The organism is Candidatus Krumholzibacteriota bacterium, assembly GCA_034520215.1.
Classification (GTDB): Bacteria; Krumholzibacteriota; Krumholzibacteriia; order Krumholzibacteriales; family WJIX01; genus JAGHBT01.
This window is the reverse complement of record JAXHNR010000001.1, coordinates 155,011-172,306: the sequence shown is the minus strand read 5'-3', so window position 1 is coordinate 172,306 and position 17,296 is coordinate 155,011. Positions and strand designations below refer to the sequence as shown.

At 45.5% G+C, this 17,296-nt stretch carries 16 protein-coding genes; 5 read left to right on the top strand and 11 right to left on the bottom strand.

The genetic code is table 11. The annotated features are described in order from the left end of the window. Position 1: 1 nt before the first annotated feature. From U5O15_00765 to U5O15_00740, 6 genes are all read right to left on the bottom strand, one after another. Positions 2–1,342: a radical SAM protein gene (locus U5O15_00765; GenBank protein ID MDZ7859195.1), complete on the bottom strand. Its 1,341-nt coding sequence runs from the start codon at positions 1,340–1,342 to the stop codon at positions 2–4. 587 nt (positions 1,343–1,929) lie between these two features. After that, positions 1,930–2,373 carry a universal stress protein gene (locus U5O15_00760; protein ID MDZ7859194.1) on the bottom strand — a complete coding sequence of 148 codons (444 nt, stop codon included), beginning with the start codon at positions 2,371–2,373 and terminating at the stop codon, positions 1,930–1,932. 461 nt (positions 2,374–2,834) lie between these two features. Then, positions 2,835–4,106, bottom strand: a complete 1,272-nt coding sequence (locus tag U5O15_00755; GenBank protein MDZ7859193.1) for a DUF1302 family protein — start codon at positions 4,104–4,106, stop codon at positions 2,835–2,837. Further along, a complete protein-coding gene (locus U5O15_00750) occupies positions 4,103–4,891 on the bottom strand; it encodes an outer membrane lipoprotein-sorting protein (GenBank protein MDZ7859192.1) in 789 nt (262 codons plus the stop codon). The genes U5O15_00755 and U5O15_00750 overlap by 4 nt, the downstream gene beginning before the upstream one ends. 1 nt (position 4,892) lies before the next feature. After that, positions 4,893–7,181 carry an MMPL family transporter gene (locus tag U5O15_00745; protein MDZ7859191.1) on the bottom strand — a complete coding sequence of 763 codons (2,289 nt, stop codon included), beginning with the start codon at positions 7,179–7,181 and terminating at the stop codon, positions 4,893–4,895. Between the two features lie 32 nt (positions 7,182–7,213). Beyond that, the gene (locus tag U5O15_00740) at positions 7,214–7,801 is read right to left on the bottom strand and encodes a TetR/AcrR family transcriptional regulator (GenBank protein ID MDZ7859190.1); all 588 of its coding nucleotides are present in this window, start codon (positions 7,799–7,801) and stop codon (positions 7,214–7,216) included. A 606-nt stretch (positions 7,802–8,407) separates the two neighbouring features. On the opposite strand from U5O15_00740, the gene U5O15_00735 reads away from it, so the two are divergent. Both U5O15_00735 and U5O15_00730 read left to right on the top strand, forming a co-directional pair. Continuing rightward, the gene (locus U5O15_00735; GenBank protein ID MDZ7859189.1) at positions 8,408–8,821 is read left to right on the top strand and encodes a hypothetical protein; all 414 of its coding nucleotides are present in this window, start codon (positions 8,408–8,410) and stop codon (positions 8,819–8,821) included. 493 nt (positions 8,822–9,314) lie between these two features. Continuing rightward, positions 9,315–9,461 (top strand): hypothetical protein, encoded by a 147-nt coding sequence (locus U5O15_00730; protein MDZ7859188.1) that lies wholly within the window; start codon positions 9,315–9,317, stop codon positions 9,459–9,461. Here the strand turns inward: U5O15_00730 and U5O15_00725 are convergent, their stop codons facing one another. Both U5O15_00725 and U5O15_00720 read right to left on the bottom strand, forming a co-directional pair. Next, positions 9,462–9,647: a hypothetical protein gene (locus U5O15_00725; GenBank protein MDZ7859187.1), complete on the bottom strand. Its 186-nt coding sequence runs from the start codon at positions 9,645–9,647 to the stop codon at positions 9,462–9,464. It lies immediately after the preceding gene. Between the two features lie 6 nt (positions 9,648–9,653). After that, entirely contained in the window at positions 9,654–9,920 is a 267-nt protein-coding gene (locus U5O15_00720; GenBank protein ID MDZ7859186.1) for a hypothetical protein, read from the bottom strand. Positions 9,921–10,479: 559 nt separating this feature from the next. Here U5O15_00720 and U5O15_00715 point away from each other — a divergent pair. The 3 genes from U5O15_00715 to U5O15_00705 all read left to right on the top strand — a co-directional run bounded on the left by U5O15_00715 (position 10,480) and on the right by U5O15_00705 (position 15,883). After that, positions 10,480–12,915: a FlgD immunoglobulin-like domain containing protein gene (locus tag U5O15_00715; GenBank protein MDZ7859185.1), complete on the top strand. Its 2,436-nt coding sequence runs from the start codon at positions 10,480–10,482 to the stop codon at positions 12,913–12,915. A gap of 773 nt (positions 12,916–13,688) precedes the next feature. Further along, complete coding sequence (locus U5O15_00710) at positions 13,689–15,554, top strand: PKD domain-containing protein (GenBank protein ID MDZ7859184.1); 1,866 nt, start codon at positions 13,689–13,691, stop codon at positions 15,552–15,554. Between the two features lie 104 nt (positions 15,555–15,658). Further along, entirely contained in the window at positions 15,659–15,883 is a 225-nt protein-coding gene (locus U5O15_00705) for a hypothetical protein (protein MDZ7859183.1), read from the top strand. Between the two features lie 71 nt (positions 15,884–15,954). Here the strand turns inward: U5O15_00705 and U5O15_00700 are convergent, their stop codons facing one another. The 3 genes from U5O15_00700 to U5O15_00690 form a co-directional block, all read right to left on the bottom strand. Then, positions 15,955–16,422 (bottom strand): pyrimidine dimer DNA glycosylase/endonuclease V, encoded by a 468-nt coding sequence (locus U5O15_00700; GenBank protein MDZ7859182.1) that lies wholly within the window; start codon positions 16,420–16,422, stop codon positions 15,955–15,957. A gap of 133 nt (positions 16,423–16,555) precedes the next feature. Further along, the gene (locus U5O15_00695) at positions 16,556–16,930 is read right to left on the bottom strand and encodes a type II toxin-antitoxin system VapC family toxin (protein MDZ7859181.1); all 375 of its coding nucleotides are present in this window, start codon (positions 16,928–16,930) and stop codon (positions 16,556–16,558) included. Next, entirely contained in the window at positions 16,927–17,133 is a 207-nt protein-coding gene (locus tag U5O15_00690; GenBank protein MDZ7859180.1) for an AbrB/MazE/SpoVT family DNA-binding domain-containing protein, read from the bottom strand. Before U5O15_00690 ends, U5O15_00695 begins: the two co-directional genes overlap by 4 nt. Positions 17,134–17,296: the final 163 nt, after the last annotated feature.

Genomic DNA, 17,296 nt, shown 5'->3' with positions numbered 1-17,296 from the left:
CTCACCGCGGGGAAGCAATTTTTTTTATAAAGCCCGATAATCTATTCTTTAGAATCCTGAACGGAACTCTCCACATTCTTTTCAAAAGCCGCTTATCAAATGGAGTTCTCAGTCTGAACCTGTAATCTACAAGCTTTTTGCTGTTTGCTCCATAAAAATATTTTGTCTTAACATCAAATCCCGGCAAATATAACAAGCCTATATCATCCTTATATTCATAGAGGTTATTCCGTGAAATGTATTTATACAATGAGCTTCCCGGAATTCCGACATAAACATTAAAAGCGTGGGAATAGGGTTTCAGCTTCTTTATCAATCTTTTTGTGGCAATATAATCTTTGAAGGTGTCATGGGGAGTCCCTACGATAAGGCTCCAGTATGTCCTTACGCTGTATCTGTTACTCCAGATGGAAACATTCTCAATCTGCTCGAGAGTAATGTCTTTACGGAGCTTATCTAAAACATTCTGGCTTCCGCTCTCAACGCCGAGGTAGAAAGCCCTGCAGCCGGCCCTGCTCATTAGCTCTATCAATTCTTCGCTTAAGACATCCACTCTGGTTTCACAAGCCCAGCTTATGTCAATATTTTTTACTATCAGTTTTTCACAAAATTCCCTGGTTCTGTTTGTATTCAAAGTAAAATGGTCTTCTCTGAAATAAATCCCTTTAGCGTTATGATTTTCGATAAGATACTCGATTTCTGAAATGATCCTGTCAGCGCTTAAGAAGGAATAACGTTTTCCCCAAACGGAAGAAACAGAACAGAAAGTACAATTAAAAGGACATCCTCTACTGGTATTTATTGTAAAAACAGGGGCCTCATCTATCCATTTGCACTGATAATCATACGGTAATTTCGTAAAGATATCCCATGGCTGAGAAGGGAGTGAATCCAGATCCGTTATTCTTTCTCCCCTTATAATCCGCGACTCGGCCCTGCCGCTTAGAATATCTTCGAGAGCTTTTTCACCCTCACCCTGCACAACATGATCTACGAATTCGGGAATTGTCTCTACAGCGACAGAGGTGTGAGGTCCGCCTACGATCATCTTTCCCCGCCACAGGTCTCTCTTCCTTAGATCCTCAATCGCGTTTAACATCCTCAGAGTATCGCGGAAACAAATCGTATTAGCATGAATCGCCACAATATCAATGTCATTCTCCTGCAGAAACCCTTTTTCGATAAATCTTGACGGAGAGAGATAATTATCAATAAAGAACGCCCCGTGGCCCTTATTCCTGGCTATTGATATAAGTGTTCCCAGACCTAAAGGAGGTCTCTTTTCACTGGTGAAAAAGGGGCTTTTAGAAGGCGCCGCGGATGTTGTAAATAATATATTCATTTAACTGCCACCTTACCGTTTCACGGCATATAACCTCTCCCCCGGATAATAAAACAAAACAAGAATGCTGCTTGAAAACAGCTGTTCTAGAATAAATATCACTTCATTTTGCCTTTTGTCAATTTATTTAACCCTAACCTGAATTGAGGGGTTTTTATTTCATGAGTGCATCTTACCAGTGTTGAGAATATTGAACAAGCCGATTTAGTAACAGCCTGCCGCACGGGCGAATTCTTGTCGAATACGAGCTTGCCGGCACTGCCGGCTCAGCCTCATCCTCGTTGAAATATTCGAACTCATCAGCTCCTCTGTCGCGGCTGGTTTCGATGATACCCTAAGGGGGCGAGGTGGGTGTGGCATCTTTTTAGCCATGGGCTATCCTATTTCGAGACCGGTGTAGGTGACGACCAGCAAATCATCTGCGAGCTTCTGAACGGCTTGTCAGATGTATTTGCGTGTCAGGCCGGCTTTATTCGAGATAAAATCCTGGTACATTTAGCACGATTCCATACTCCGATCGGGAAGGGCATGGATTTTCAGGCTGTTTTTCCATGCCGCGGGAGATTCGGATTCACTCTGTTTTAATTCTACCTTATTGAGAGAACAGGATTACTGGAATGTCTTATTACCCTTTCCGCTACCGATCCGAACAGCATCTCCTTGAAAGAGGAATGCCCTCTGGATGATATTACGGTAAGGTCCACTTCCTCCTCGTCGGAAATCCTTATAATTTGATCGCCCGGATCGCCTCTAAGGATCATCGGTTTTACATCGATATCGTCCGAAACTCTCTCGTCTGCGACCTTTTTGATGTGTTCCTCGTTGGTTTTCATGAGATGATCTTCGTACGTGCTTACGTCGAAGGCCATTGTGGGTTCGGGACCGGCCATCATGGTGGGTACGGGCGCAATTACGTGGACCAGGATCAGGTCTGCCGCGAAATGATTCGCGTATCCGCACGCCATCTCCAGAGCTTTGTAAGAACTCTCGCTGAAATCAATAGGACAGAGAATCTTCTTTACCTTAAGCATATTCCCCCCTTTTGAAATTCCCAGAATGTTAACTTCTTTTCATGATTGCAGGTTACAACATCGGGAAGGATTATGTCAATCAGTTTTAACTTATTATTAAAGAGGAATCGGATGCCGATTTTTATTGCGAGCTGTTACAAATACCGGAATGCTCCGATCAAATTGTTCGCCAATCTCACGCTTAAGATTCTCCAACCATAAAAGAACACATTCTTTTCAATTTTGGTTCTGAGATACTTCCTTTATAAAATAGGGCTTGCCTGGATTTAGCAATTTTCATTTATTGATCAGATCTGCAAACCCTCTTGTCCGCACTTCCCTCTTTGACAGAAAAAACCCCAATTTCTTATAATTCTTATTCTGGGAGGTCTGATTATCCGGCGAGTTTCTTCATGAACAAAATATCTCTTTATGTTAAAGATAAATCCTTAATCGAGCTTTCTTCCAACGCTATTCTCCGGTTAAAAACTATACTTTAATTTTGCGTAAACCATATCGTTTTCATCGTACTGCCCGAAACGACCTTCTTCTCCGATGAAAAGATTGGCTCCCGCCAGAAGTTCAAACCCGTCATAAAGATCATAATAGATGCTCGGACGAATAAGGGCGTCATTGTTATTCAACCCGATATAGTAAAACAGCTCCAGAGTCAGAGTTTCACGAAGAAAATCCTCGCGCAACAATAAAGTGACCGTATTTTCGAATTCATCCCGGCCAATCATGGGGTCGTAATCCAGAATGCTCTCCTGAATGAACTGGCCGCTGATATTGATACCCATCAAAGTGTAATCAAGGCCCGCCAGGTAATGTAGATAATTTTTCTCCGCAACGCCCCGGCTGGCTTCAGGATCAGCAGAGTTAAAATATTTACCCGAATAGAAAGCCCCTTCACCGCGCAGAACAACCGGCCCCAGGGTGCTGCTGAGACTCCCGCCTGCAATGGTCAGCCGGTGATGCTGGGGAATCACCGTCAGGCCGGTTAACTGCATTGTTTCAGGATCAATGTCTTTTTCGATGTGCATAGTGGGATCGTCGTCCCAGGCATAACCGGCCATCAGTTCATAATCGATGGCCGAAGTGAGTGCGGAATATTTGATAAACCATTCGCTGTTCTCCAGGGATCCGGTCACTTTCTGCTGAGAATAATCAAATTGAGGAGTCATGGGAAATTGAATTTCCGGCGACCAGATGGAAGATTCGTCAGGCAGCCGTGTCGGTGTAAAAACCGGTAGCCAAACCACTTCAAACGTCTGGTTTCCCCGATAATAATCGGCCTTCACGGCCGTAACTCCCATTCTGATTTCTTCGAAGTCCGGCAGCAGGAATTCGCTCATGTCCTTGGGAGAAATGATATCGGTAATAAATACTCCGTCAGCTTTTCCCCAGATGATCTGCTGTTTTCCTATACGCAAGTCGATAGATTTGAAATAGATATCCATGTACGCCTGGCGCAGCCCTGTTTCCTGCTCTTTTTCACTGTATTGATAGATATAGGGATTTACTTTAAAAGAAACATTGCTCTTGCTGTGTTCCAGGTTCAGATTGAATGTATTCTGAATGATGGAATATTCACCACCTTCATTGATCAAAGCGCCTGTGTAATTCCGGACATATCCGCTCATGAACAGGTCCTGTGCCATTGCGGTGGTTGAAAAGCAAAAAGCCAGCGCGATTAACAGAAAAAATCTGAGCTTTCTGAAAAGTATGGTCTGCATTCTGCAAATATTCTTCAATACATACCCCTTCTCATCATACGTTCCGTAAACAAGTTGTCCTTAAGGCCGGTGTCAATTTTCAAATCTTCCAGCAACATGTTTGTGACATGATCTTTCTGAACATTTTGCATCTGGCTGTTTGTAATGATCCAGTAATCTTTGATTTTTTCATACTTCTTTACACTCAGTGTCTTGAGGTGTTCGCCATCTTCGTCATAAAACTCCTTTTTCAACCCGACCCATTTTTCTTTGATGACCCAGGTAAGAGTGCGGGAGTACATATATCCTTCTTCTTTGGGAATGCTTTCCACGACGTAGCAGTCTTCGCCGTCGACCTTTTCCTGCCGCAGCAGCTTATGCGTATCTTCTGATGGGTGCCGGTCGCCCAGATCATCATATGTGAAATCCGAACCCATGAAATAGTCACTCTTGCTGTCGCTGGAAATGCGTTTTACTCTTTTTAAGGCAGGTAAATAGATCCACTGGTCATCATCCCGCCCCTCCTTATCATAACTCCAGTTCATAAAGGAAGTATTGCGAATATCTGCAGGAGAGATAAAAAACATGATCTTCTTTTCTTCGGAGCCGAAATCTTTGATGTACTGTTTGATTTCGCGCATTCGTTTTTCACCGCGGGAATTAATCAGGGTCATGGTAAGTTTGCCTTCCTGGTCAGAGCCTGTCGGGCGGGTGTAGACATTCTGAATAATTTCCAGTCCGCTTATATCCTCCAGGGCAAGTGACGGAAGTGGAATAGACATTGAAACAATCATTAGACTGAAAATGATTTTCCAGCATTTCATTTTACAACTCCTTTTCTCTTTGTTTGAAGAAAATATTTGAAAGTCTCAGCAGAAGATACATGACAGTTACTGTTCCCAGGAAGCTGGTGAACATATTCATGGAAACGAGAGCTCCCAGCGCCCTGTTTGGCGGAAATACCGAAGTCAGCAGAACCAGGAATCCGGAGATTACCACTAAAGCATTAAATACGATGGCCCTTCCGGAATGCTGCATGGTTTTATGGCCGGTTAACTGAGGATCACCGGTTTCAGCCGCGTAGATTTTGTACCGCTCAATGAAATGAACGGCGTAATCTATCCCAATCCCGATGGCAATACTGGAAAGCAAAGCTGTAGTTGTGCTTAATGGGATGTTAAGCAAACCCATCACTCCGAAACTTATCACTGCGGTGATCGTAATCGGTACGGAGCCGATAATGCCTGCCATCGCGTTTTTAAACATGAGAGAGAGCAGCAATACTACGATAGCCAGTGAAATTATCAGGCTTTTTATCTGTCCTTCAAGGATCAGGTCGGTAAAAATCAGAGCTTTGTAGCCGGACCCGGCATAATTGACAGTAACTCCTGATTTTTCCAAATCGGGCTTATACTCTTCGATTTTGTCAATAGCGCGGTTCAGGGCGATGGAATTGTCGCTTTTCAGCTGAAAGGTCAGATTGGCTTTCTGATAATTGTAATCCACTACTTTCCAGAGATTCTCCGGATCTCCTGACATTTCGTACAATAGCAGATACTGAGCTACCAGTTCCTTGCTTTCCGGAATAACATCATACTTGGCGCTGTCGGCATGCATGACTTTATTCATACGCTCGAGGTAATCGGTAAGGGCAAAGGAACTTCCCACCACTTGCAGCGAACTCTCCACATCGGTCTGCAGTTTGTCAATTTTTCTCAGAATCTGCGGCTTCTTGAAGGCATCCGGATTTTCGGAATCCAGGATCACATTCAATGTCGAAGTACCTCCAAAATGTTTGTTGATAAAAGCGTCTGTACTTACAATGTCGCTGTCTTCTTCGAATTTATCTAAAAAACTGGAATTGATCCAGACATTAGTCATACCGAAAATTGAAATTATTATAATCAAAGCTGTCAACACCAGAGTAAAGTATTTATGTTTTATCACCAACCTGGCAATGGCATTCAGAAATCTATTTTCATTTTCTCGAGTATTTGAATTTTTATTTTTCCACCGGGGCAATCCAAAAGTGAGTAAACCAGCCGGAATGAGAAACAGTGAAAATGCCATCGCGGCCAAGACCCCAAAGGCAGTGAAGAGACCGAAATATTTGATGGGATAGACTTCAGAGGTTAACAGTGAAATAAATCCAACCGCTGTTGTCACCGAGGTCATTACTACCGGCTTCCACATTTCATTGAGCATATCGGACACAGCCGTTTTTGTGTCGGCTTGTGGATCAGCTTTCATAAAAATATGCAGATGACTATATAAATGAATACCATCTGCCACCCCGATGGCAATCAACATGACCGGTATCATTGTGGATACCGCGTAAATGGGGACCCCTACCGCAGCCATTAGCCCGAAAACACAGATCACGCTGAAAAATACAACGAGTAGTGTGAATATTGCTGCTTTTATGCTGCGCTGTACCATCAGTAAAACAATAATTATTACCAGAATGACAATCGGCACCATACGTTTCATGTCCCGCGGCCCCAGATAAGCCATTGTTCCTTCAACAATAGGCCGGCCAGCCACATACAGTTTTTCCGGACCTTCGTACTCTTCAGCGAGATTTATCAGTCGGCGATAAAATTCCTGCGAAAAGGTATCTTCGCCTATTTCAGCGATTATGACAGTCACGGTTTCGTCGCTGCTCACTATCCGTTCGTAGGCCATTTTATTGTCGCGAACGTTGATTCTCAGGGCAGTCAGTTTTTCCTCGCTTTGAGGCACTTTCCTGTAAAAGGGACTGACGTCCAAACCCGTGTCAGTCCCAATGATATTGTCGGCAGTATAAAGGGAAGTTACATCGTCTTTTTCAATTTCTTCCATGCCTTGCAATTTTTTCGTCAGGGATTCCACTTTCTCAAGAGTTGACGTATTATAAATACCATTTCTGTTTTCAATTGCGATGATAATACCGTCTTTAATATTAAACCATTCTTCCGCCTTGTTACTGTAAACAAAATCGGGATGATTCTGTGGCATATAGTCATCAAGGTCGGTCTCCATCCGGCTGTTTTGCCGCATTACAATAAAAAAGGCTGCCGTTATCAACAGGCTTATGGCCAGTACCATTTTCGGATATTTCAGCGCATATTTCATAAGTGTTTCCCCCGTATTATTAATTATCGAAATTAATCAGCCAATATCCTTCTTATGCTGCTCCAGAGTTGACGGCCTTCAGATTCCAGGTCGAAAGCAAATCCTGAGAGCCTCCACTGAGTAACCATAAGTCTCAGTGCTCCCATGATAATTAGAGCAAGCTGTATATTTGAGATATCGGACCGAATACATTGGGATTGCTGGCCGGATTTAATAATGCTCTGAATTGTTTCCTGGTTCTGTTTCATGATCCCAAAGACCTTATTAGACAGCCTCTTATCATTCTGAAATATTTCTTCGGAAAAAATAACCGCCGCAAGGACCGGATTGGCTTTAAAGTTTTTAAAAGCCTCATCAAAAGTAGTTTCCAGTTTGGTGAGAGCATCGCTATTATCAGTTGATTCCAGCTTTTTGGCGACCGCTCCGATCCTGTTTTCAAAACTGACCAGGATTGCCAACAGAATATCAATTTTGCTTTTAAAATGACGATATATACCCCCCTCGGCAATACCGATTTCTCCCGAAAGGTTTTTGATTGTTAATTGCTGAATCCCTTTTTCGGATATTAACTTGATGGCGGCGTTGATGATTTCCTGTTGTCTCTTGGTAAAAGTTTCCATAATCTCTTCTATAGTGAACGCTCACTCACATAATAAAAAATGATTTCCAGTTTGTCAATATTTTAAATTTACTTAAACATGAATTGAACTGTTTTATTTTCTGGGGGTGGAAGATCCAGCCAGCTTTACCCTTTTCCTTAGCATGGTTGTGTCCGGAGATTGAGGATGGGCAACGGTCGAAGCAATAATAATTGAGGTTATAACCAAAATAGCAGAAAACATTCTAGTAACCGTATCTTTCAAAACAGATTTTCCCTTAGGTTTTTTCTAAAGATAAAAGCCAATTGTTTGGCTATTATAATATTTTTTTTAGAATTTTTTGAAGTTTTTTGTGATTTCATAGATATTAGGGTAATGTAAAATAAAGTGTGTAATTTTGTTTAAGAGCAAAAAAAGATGGTGTATTCTTCAAAAACTCTTTAGACAAAGAAAGGAGAACACACCATGCGAGAATTAAACCTCTCTAATCACAATTTATCAGTGGATCTAAAAGAAGTCAAGAGCATGTTCAGGGATGAATTTAACGACGGGTTGAATTGTAGATAAGACTTGATTAAATTATTCTTCTTTACTATAATCTTTTAGTAGCAAGGGAGTTTTTGGTTTATGAATAAGTGGATTAAATATGTTGCTGGAGTAATTTTTGCAGGAATTCTTGTAACAGCAGTTATTAAGTATGATCCTCATGGACTTAATGATTTACAAGAATTCCAGGATTCAAGCAGAAATGTTGTTATTGCACCTTCTGCTGAATCTAGAGTTTCTGAACAGGATAAATCTTCTGAAACAAAACAAGAAAATAAAATTAAAAAATATCATAGAATTGGTTGGGGAGAATCTTTATCAGATATTGCTGAAAAATATTATGAGGATTGTCAATCCTGGGCAAATATCCAGTATAGAGTTAAAAAAATACAAGAGTTAAATTGGAGTGAGGAAGAAATTAAGTCAAGAGATCTTAATGGTGATGGGCTTGTAGATAAAATTATTTATTATAATACAATTAAGATTAGAGAATAAATTATTCAATTTCAAATCCCTTAATAGTTTATGATCCTCGAACTCAGCCTTCAGGCAAGGTTTCCAATCCCGATGGCGGCAGGCCTCGCCTTCGGCATACTCTTAGCCACGGGGATTACACTCTTTTTAATTCCGAGCCTCTACCTTATTCTGTAGAATATTCACATCGCTGCAGCAAGAATTCGCTCAAAGATATTTTCGCAGACCAATTGTCAAACAAGTGGGTGTCTAAAAAATCCAAGTTTGCATTCTGATTGCTAGCGCGGCGGGCTTGCCTGCGTAGATTCCGGAACAAACCTACCACCTATTCCGATCTGCTTCAATAGCGGTTTTACTCCAATATTTTCCATAATCCCAATAAAAAAATCCAATTGAAACCTCTAAACCATAGCCAACATCGACTGCATTTATAATTTCCGTGAAGGACATTTTGCCTCTATGTGTAAGAGTGGAATGATCCTGCTGATATTGAAGAGTTTGAAGGCGCTCTTTGATGAACGGGAAATCGAGTTCAGGGGAGATTAAACTAAGTGATCAATTGAAGAACACAGGCGATGATATAATTTCAATATTAGAAATATTAGAAGATGGTTCTGAATTAAAACAAGGCCTTGAGATAATAGCAAGTAGCCTAAGATAATTATTTTTTGTGTATTATATGCTTTAAAATAGGATCGTTCTTTATCATATCCGGAGGAAATTCCGGCGCTTTCCCTGTAGTAATCAACTCAGCCAGTCCATTATAGTTGTTTTCTAATATTTTATATTTTTCCCTATCAGAATCCGTCCAACCCTCTGTATCTCTTTTTTCAAGTAACTTATCCATCTGGTTTTAAATGTTCTTGATGTGTTTTCTGGCTTTTATTATTGCTTCCATCTCTTCTTGGGTGTAAACACCTCCTCCTCCTGATTCTGCAGCCATATATACTGTTCCTGACGCAACAAGCTCTCCTGCAGCTTCTGTAACTCCTTCCGCAGATACAGCGATACCCTGCACTCCTGCACCGACAGCAACTAACCGGCCCCCACCAGGAATAAATCTAGACAGAAGATTGGCTGCATTTTTTAAAACACTCCCCAAAAGAAGGACATTTCCCACATTCTTACCGAACTCATATCCTTCCTCGTTTAGATGCTCTTGGGGCGGTGGTGGTATCCTACTTCCGTCTTCATCAAAATTTACTGTTCGGGGTCAAAAAATGGGGGAACTTTCTGCATACAAGAACAAGAACTAAAAGGAAAACAGGGATAGTATTAGGCCATCTCATAGTCTACCTCCTTAAGGCTACCATAATAAACCGGTCTGCTTGCACCTGGAGTTTTTTAAATAGGTCTACCGTTTTATGGATCGCTCCGGAGTGCCTTTTTCTATAGTGATGCGTTGTCATTATATCATAACCTGATGCAAATTAAAATATTACAAAAATTATACATTAGGAACTTATATTCACCCTTTACTATTCTCTTCCTATTCCCGCCATGACGATTTTGTTCCCTTTTCATATAACGCTTTATATGATATAATCTATTCATTAGGGGCATGACTTGATGCTGGCAGAATCAACTGCCTCGCGCCGTCTTAGCGCGGCATCAGGGATCTTTATCCATACCGGATCCAGCTGGAATCCGCGGCTGAATATCCTGAAAGGGGATATGTCATGATAAAACTTCTGAAAACATCTCTTCTGACGGCTCTGTCTCTTATGATCATAGGGGCTCCCCTGCTGCTCGCGGACTGGATCGAGTCGGGAACGCCCGTATGCACAAATTCGAGCCTTCAAACGAGAATACGGATGACAACCGACGGGGCGAACGGCGCAGTCCTCGCGTGGGAGGATTACAGGGACGGGGACTGGCACATCTACGCGCAGCGGATCGATTCATACGGCAGCGCGCAATGGACGGTCGACGGGATCCGTGTCTCCGATCCCTTGTACGCGTACGAATCGATCGAGCTGAACCATGATATCGAGGCGATCGGATTTAGTGGATCGGTAGTCCTGGCGTGGGAGGATCATCTTTCACAGGAAACAGATTTATATTGCCAGATCCTGACCTCCTCCGGAACTCCCCTGCTCATAGACAATGAGACGATACTATGCGATTATTCGAGTGATCAGGTAACACCGCAGATTCTTTATAATCAATACGACAGGATAATCATCACCTGGTTCGACAATCGATCGTCAGGCTGGGCTATCTACGCGCAGCGCCTGACCCCGTCAGGGAGGCAACTCTGGGCCGGCGGTGGAAAGCTTGTTGTCAACCTTTATTCGGATCATCTCAATTCGGATATAACTTTCGGGGGGGGAGGCGAATCGATAATAGCGTTCGAGGACTACCGCTATGCTGATGTCGACATCTTCGCCGAGAGTTTCGATACCACGGGTACGGTCGAGTGGAGCGGCGGGATAGACGTGTGCACCGCTGCCGGAGACCAGACAGAACCGAAGGTGGTGTCTGATGGAAAAACCCTGGGAGCGATCTTCGCGTGGCTGGACTTCCGCGACGGTACGGATCTCGATATATACGCCCAGAGGGTGGACCAGTCCGGAAATCCCCAATGGACTACCGACGGGGTCGTGATATGCGCGGCGGGGCAAGACCAGCTCTCCTTGCAGTTGATCCCGGATGAATCAGCTAATCCCTCGGGAGCTATCATGGTATGGGTCGATTGGCGAAATTATCTCGGTAATGGAACCGACATCTACGCCCAGCGGATAGACGGATCGGGGACGGTGCTCTGGACCGCACACGGAGTTCAGGTATGCGGCGCCTCCGGATTTCAGACAGACGTACATGCAGTCATGGATTGCAGCGGTGGAGCGATAGTTACCTGGAGAGACCATAGAAACGGGTCGGATGATGAAGTATACGCCCAGCGGATAGATCCTTCGGGAAACATGCTGTGGGAACCCGACGGTGTCAATCTGTCGGTCGAGGCGGCAAATCAGTTAGAGACGCGGGTAGTCTGCGACGAGGACGGTCCCGCTATCGTCGCCTGGGAGGATTTCCGCAGCGGGCACGAGGACATATATGCCCAGATGATCGACTTCGAAGAGCGGGTCGGGTACCTGCCGCCGATTATACTGTCGGCCTCCGATATCCCCGGTGACGAGGGCGGTCTTGTGAGGCTCACGATCGAACGCAGTACGTGGGACGACGCCGGATGGCACAGCCATCCAGTGTCGACGTACAACGTCTGGAGGCGTGTGGACGACCCCGTGCTTCTCTCGGCGATCGAAGAAGGGACATACGATCCTATAAAGGGCGAGGTATCGCGGGAGTTTCTGCAGGCCGCCGACTTCCCGCCCGGCACGTGGGAGATCATCGGAAGCTTTGCCGCCTGCCAGGAGACGGAGTACATCTACGCCGCGGGTACGCTGGCCGATTCTACCTCCGGCGGCATCCCTTGGTCGGCATACCTGATCAGCATCCACACGACGATCCCCTCGATCTGGTACATGAGCGAGCCCGACAGCGGGTACTCGGTCGACAACAACTCGCCCACCCCACCAATGGCTCTGTCGGGCGAACAGTCGCAGAGCCCCGAAGGGCTCCAGCTCAGTTGGGACGAGAACGAGGAGAACGACCTCTGGTACTACGCCGTCTACCGCGGGACCGAAGAGACCTTCACCCCCGGCACGGGCAACATGATCGCCACTCCGACAGACCCGGAATACTTCGACGGCGGCTGGGAGTGGGAGACCTGCTACTGGTACAAGCTCTCCGCGGTTGATATACACGGTAACGAGAGCGGGTATGCCTTGCTCGGCCCGGCCGAAATAACCGGCGACGATATGCTCCCTGTGCCGGAGGCAAGCTACCTCAGCCAGAACTACCCCAATCCCTTCAACCCGCGTACGACGATAAGTTTCGGTCTGAAGCAGCCCTCGCGCGTGATGCTGGCTGTCTACGATGCCGCGGGCAGGCGTGTGAAAACCCTGCTCGACGGGGACCTCCCGGCCGGCACATACGAGGAGAGTTGGGACGGCCGCGACGACTCGGGCTCAATAGCAGCGAGCGGCGTGTATTTCTACAAGCTAACCGCGAACGATTTCTCGGAGACGAGGAAGATGATCCTGCTCAGATGAGCGCCCGGGGAAGGGGGTGTCTTTTCTAGCCGGCTGAGAGGAGCCGGCCGGGGTAAATGCCCGGCAGCCACGGCTTTTAATTGGTAAGCCGCTCCGCTCCATATCATAGATTTATTACCAGTTCTGGTATTCTGCCCTTTTCCCGATCAAGGGAAAAAACCCAGACTGCCATAATAACAGCCAGCATTTTTCTGAATCCTAACCAAATCGGGTGCAGTGGATGATTATGAATTTTTACGGGCATCGCACCTTATCCTCCCGAGGTTTTAATATGGCTCCTTATTAAATCATAACCTATCCGAACAGGAATTTCCTCAATTTTTTATTCTGTCATAAGTTTTGGGATCATCAACCTTTGTTACCTTTGTTATCCTTGACAGATAAAAATAAATCTGGTAAGCTCATTTTTAAAGTATTTGATATATTCTTCGCACGGGACAGTGCGGCTGGATTCTCAAAAAGGGGTTGGCGTTACTGATCAGGATTATAAAATTAAAATATGATTTTAAATAAGCTTACCTTTTGACTGCTGATAGCAGTTCCAGCTCAATGGCGTTGAATTACCGTTTCGAATACTCGTCTCGTGTGGATGAAGCGGGAAAACAAATTTCAGACCTCGCCGGATTAGGGAAGGTAAGTTGCGCAATATGATCTTTAAGACCTACTTAATGATTATACACAAAAAAGTAAGCCTCCCTCCATAGCAGACTCAAACATATATAAATTCACAGTAAATCGAGCCACTTTGTTTTAAAAAATGAGGAAATAATATAATGCATTTAAGACATTTCAAAAGAAGCCTTGCGGTCGCGTTGCTTCTGGCCGTAGCAGTTACTTCCGGCTTATGGCTAAGCTGCAGCGACCAGGCCAATATGCCGAACGAGCCCGTTAAGATTGACACGCAAGCAAAGTACAGTGTAAACCATCCGAAGGTTAAAGAGGTAATGGCTGTTCAGGACCGGCATACTGATCGTCTATTCACCCACCCTGAAGTAGTAGGAACAGGAACAGGGCTTAATGAAGACGGCGAGCTTGCTGTGGTGGTCTACACCGCCTCAGCGGTTGACCAGATACCTGTAGATCTTGAGTCTCTGGTAAACGATGCTGCTCTGGATGCTATTCCGGAGTTTGTCGAAGGCATACCTCTGGTAGCAAAGGAAACTGGCAGATTCAAGATCTTTGCAGACCCCACCGCCAGATTTGCTCGCCCGGTACCGATCGGCGTATCCACCGGCCATCCGGACATTACCGCCGGCACGATCGGCTGCAGGGTAAAGGATGGCTCAGGGAATGTATATGCGCTGAGCAACAATCACGTTTATGCAAACATAAATGAAGCTTCCATAGGTGACAACGAGCTTCAGCCCGGACCGTACGACGGTGGGCAAGACCCCGAGGATGCCATAGGGACACTTTACGATTACGAGCCGATCCTTTTCGACGGAAGCAGCAACTATATCGATGCTGCGATCGCGGCGACAACCACCGGTAATGTAGGGACCTCCACACCTGACGGCGACGGTTACGGCACTCCCAGTTCAACGATAAAGAGTGCACAGATCGGAATGAAGGTCCAGAAGTACGGTCGTACCACAGTCTGGACACATGGTGAGGTTTCCGAACTGAACGTGACCGTGGAGGTCTGCTATGAGACCCGCGGCCCGTACAGCTGCGTAAAGTCAGCCGTTTTCGTGGATCAGATATCGATTACCCCCGGAACATTCAGTGGCGGAGGCGATTCCGGTTCTCTGATCGTAACAGACGACAGCAACGCGAATCCGGTTGCCCTGCTGTTTGCCGGAAGTTCCGATTATACTCTGGCGAACCCGATAGACGCAGTTCTGAATAGATTCAACGTGACAGTGGACGATGCCAGCGGCGGAACCACAAATTATCCGCCTACGGCTGATTTCACCTATACCACCACAGACCTGACAGCTGATTTCACCGATCAGAGTACCGATTCTGACGGAAGCATTGCCAGCTGGAGCTGGGACTTCGGAGACGGCGCTACATCGACCTCTCAGAACCCTTCGCACACCTACGGCAGTGACGGTACCTATACCGTCTATCTGACCGTTACCGACGATGACGGCGCTACCGACACGGCCTCTCAGGATGTGACGGTATCGAGCAGTACCACAAACAACCCGCCAACAGCTGATTTCACCTATACCACCACAGACCTGACAGCTGATTTCACCGATCAGAGTACCGATTCTGACGGAAGCATTGCCAGCTGGAGCTGGGACTTCGGAGACGGCGCTACATCGACCTCTCAGAACCCTTCGCACACCTACGGCAGTGACGGTACCTATACCGTCTATCTGACCGTTACCGACGATGACGGCGCTACCGACACGGCCTCTCAGGATGTCACAGTAACCAGCAGCAGCACTGATATCACCCTGACCGTTACCGGTTACAAGGTGCGCGGACGCAAGCATGCCGACCTTGAATGGAGCGGTGCAACAGGGACCGACGTGGAAATCTACCGTGACGGTGTACTGATCACCACTACTGCCAATGACGGATTTTACACCGACGCCACAGATCAAGTTGGAGGAGGATCGTTCACATACAAGGTATGTGAAATTGGCGGCTCTCCATGCTCGAATCAGGTGACAGTAACCTATTAAGGAGAACCAATAACTGGCGCGGCCTCTGCGAAAGGGGCTGCGCCTTTTTTAATCAAACCCGGCCTGGCCGGGTTTGATGATTATCAGAGGAAGCTCTGCTGAATATGTCGCATGAACCAATAAAAGAAGTCCTGAAACGGCATACTGAAAAACTGATCTCTATACCGGGGGTAGTGGGAACAGGCGAGGGAAGGAAAGATGGCAGCCCATGCATAACGATTTTTGTAACCCGTCTTACCCCGGAGCTTCAGGACAAGATTCCCCAGCAGCTTGATGGCTTCCCGGTTTCCATAAAAGAAAGCGGGATGTTCAGGAGTTTCTCTCAGTAAAACTCTAAACGAAGTTAACGCCTCAGCAGCCGATCTCGTTTCTTAAATCAATAATATTTCCGCAATTTAAGTCAGCTTTCAAACCAATCAGGAACAGGTCTTTTTGTCCATGTTGCGAAATGAGCTTTTTCAGCAACGTAAAACTGTCTATATGCTTTAACAGCATCACCAGAACACTTATACTCATCAGGCATTGCCTGAGCAAAAGCTGTAAGGCCACGATTATCGATTGGAGGATCAGGTAATTCTCGAGCAATTATAGCCGATTTGTGGTCCTTTTCACTGACGAAACGATATCTATATTCTTCATTGAGACTGAGCGTCAGAGCCTGCAGCCATTTCCAGTTTTCAAAAGAATCGCCAGCCCACAAAGTACAGGGATGATGAAGATGGGTCGATTTGTAAGGAGCCCGCAGACCCAATTCGTTTAGTACAGTGCAGAGCATTTGTGTACTTTCAAGAATCATCTTCAAAACGTGTTGATCGGCATGGTACTCGGCACATTTCTGAATTTCGTAATCCAGGACAAAAATGTTCATATCGTTTATCTTGGCTTGTAATTACCGCCCAACGGGCTTGCGGATCAGCTACGGGAAAGGCCGCGGGACTTGTCCCCGCAAGGGCCGTGACAGGGCAGATCCGACAGCTGCATGCTGCAGTTAGCTCGCTAAATCATATCTTTTTAACATACTTTACACCGCTCATACCCTCGAAGTCAGAGTCCTGAGTCCATAAGGTAGCTTCATATGCCCTAGATGTCGTTAACATCACACTGTCTGCCAGTGGTAGCTTTTCTTCAATACTCAGCCTGGCTGCTTCCAGTGCCAGACTCGATGTCAACTCCACTACAGCACCTTGCTGCATAAGAGCTATTGCCTGCAAAGCTTCCCCCTCTTCTCTTTGCTGCAGGATCTTTTTGAATACTTCGAATATACTCAGCGTAGGTAAGATCAATTTCTCTGTATCCTGAATAGCCGAAGTAAAAAAATCGGCATTCGGTCCATCAGCGAAGAATTCCAGCCATCCCGACGAATCAACCACATTCATACCCTATCTCCCTCCCTCTCGATCTCCGTATCAATACCTTTTATAAATCCTCGCATATCTTTTGCTGATTTGACTGGAATGAGTTCGATTCTATTCTGATAGACTATTGCTTGGATCCTTTGGCCTGGTTTAAGCTTAAGTATCTCCCGAATCGCCTTAGGAATAACAACCTGAAATTTTGGTGAAAGCGTCACCGTATTCATACTATACCTCCATCGATAACACGCACGTCATACGTATATTATATCGATGGACTTAGCGTTTGTCAATAGCATACATTAATGTATAAAGTCGAGCTAACGGGCTTGTGGATCAGTTGCGGGAGAGGCCGCGAGCTTGCTCACAAGGGCCCTACCACCCACTGCA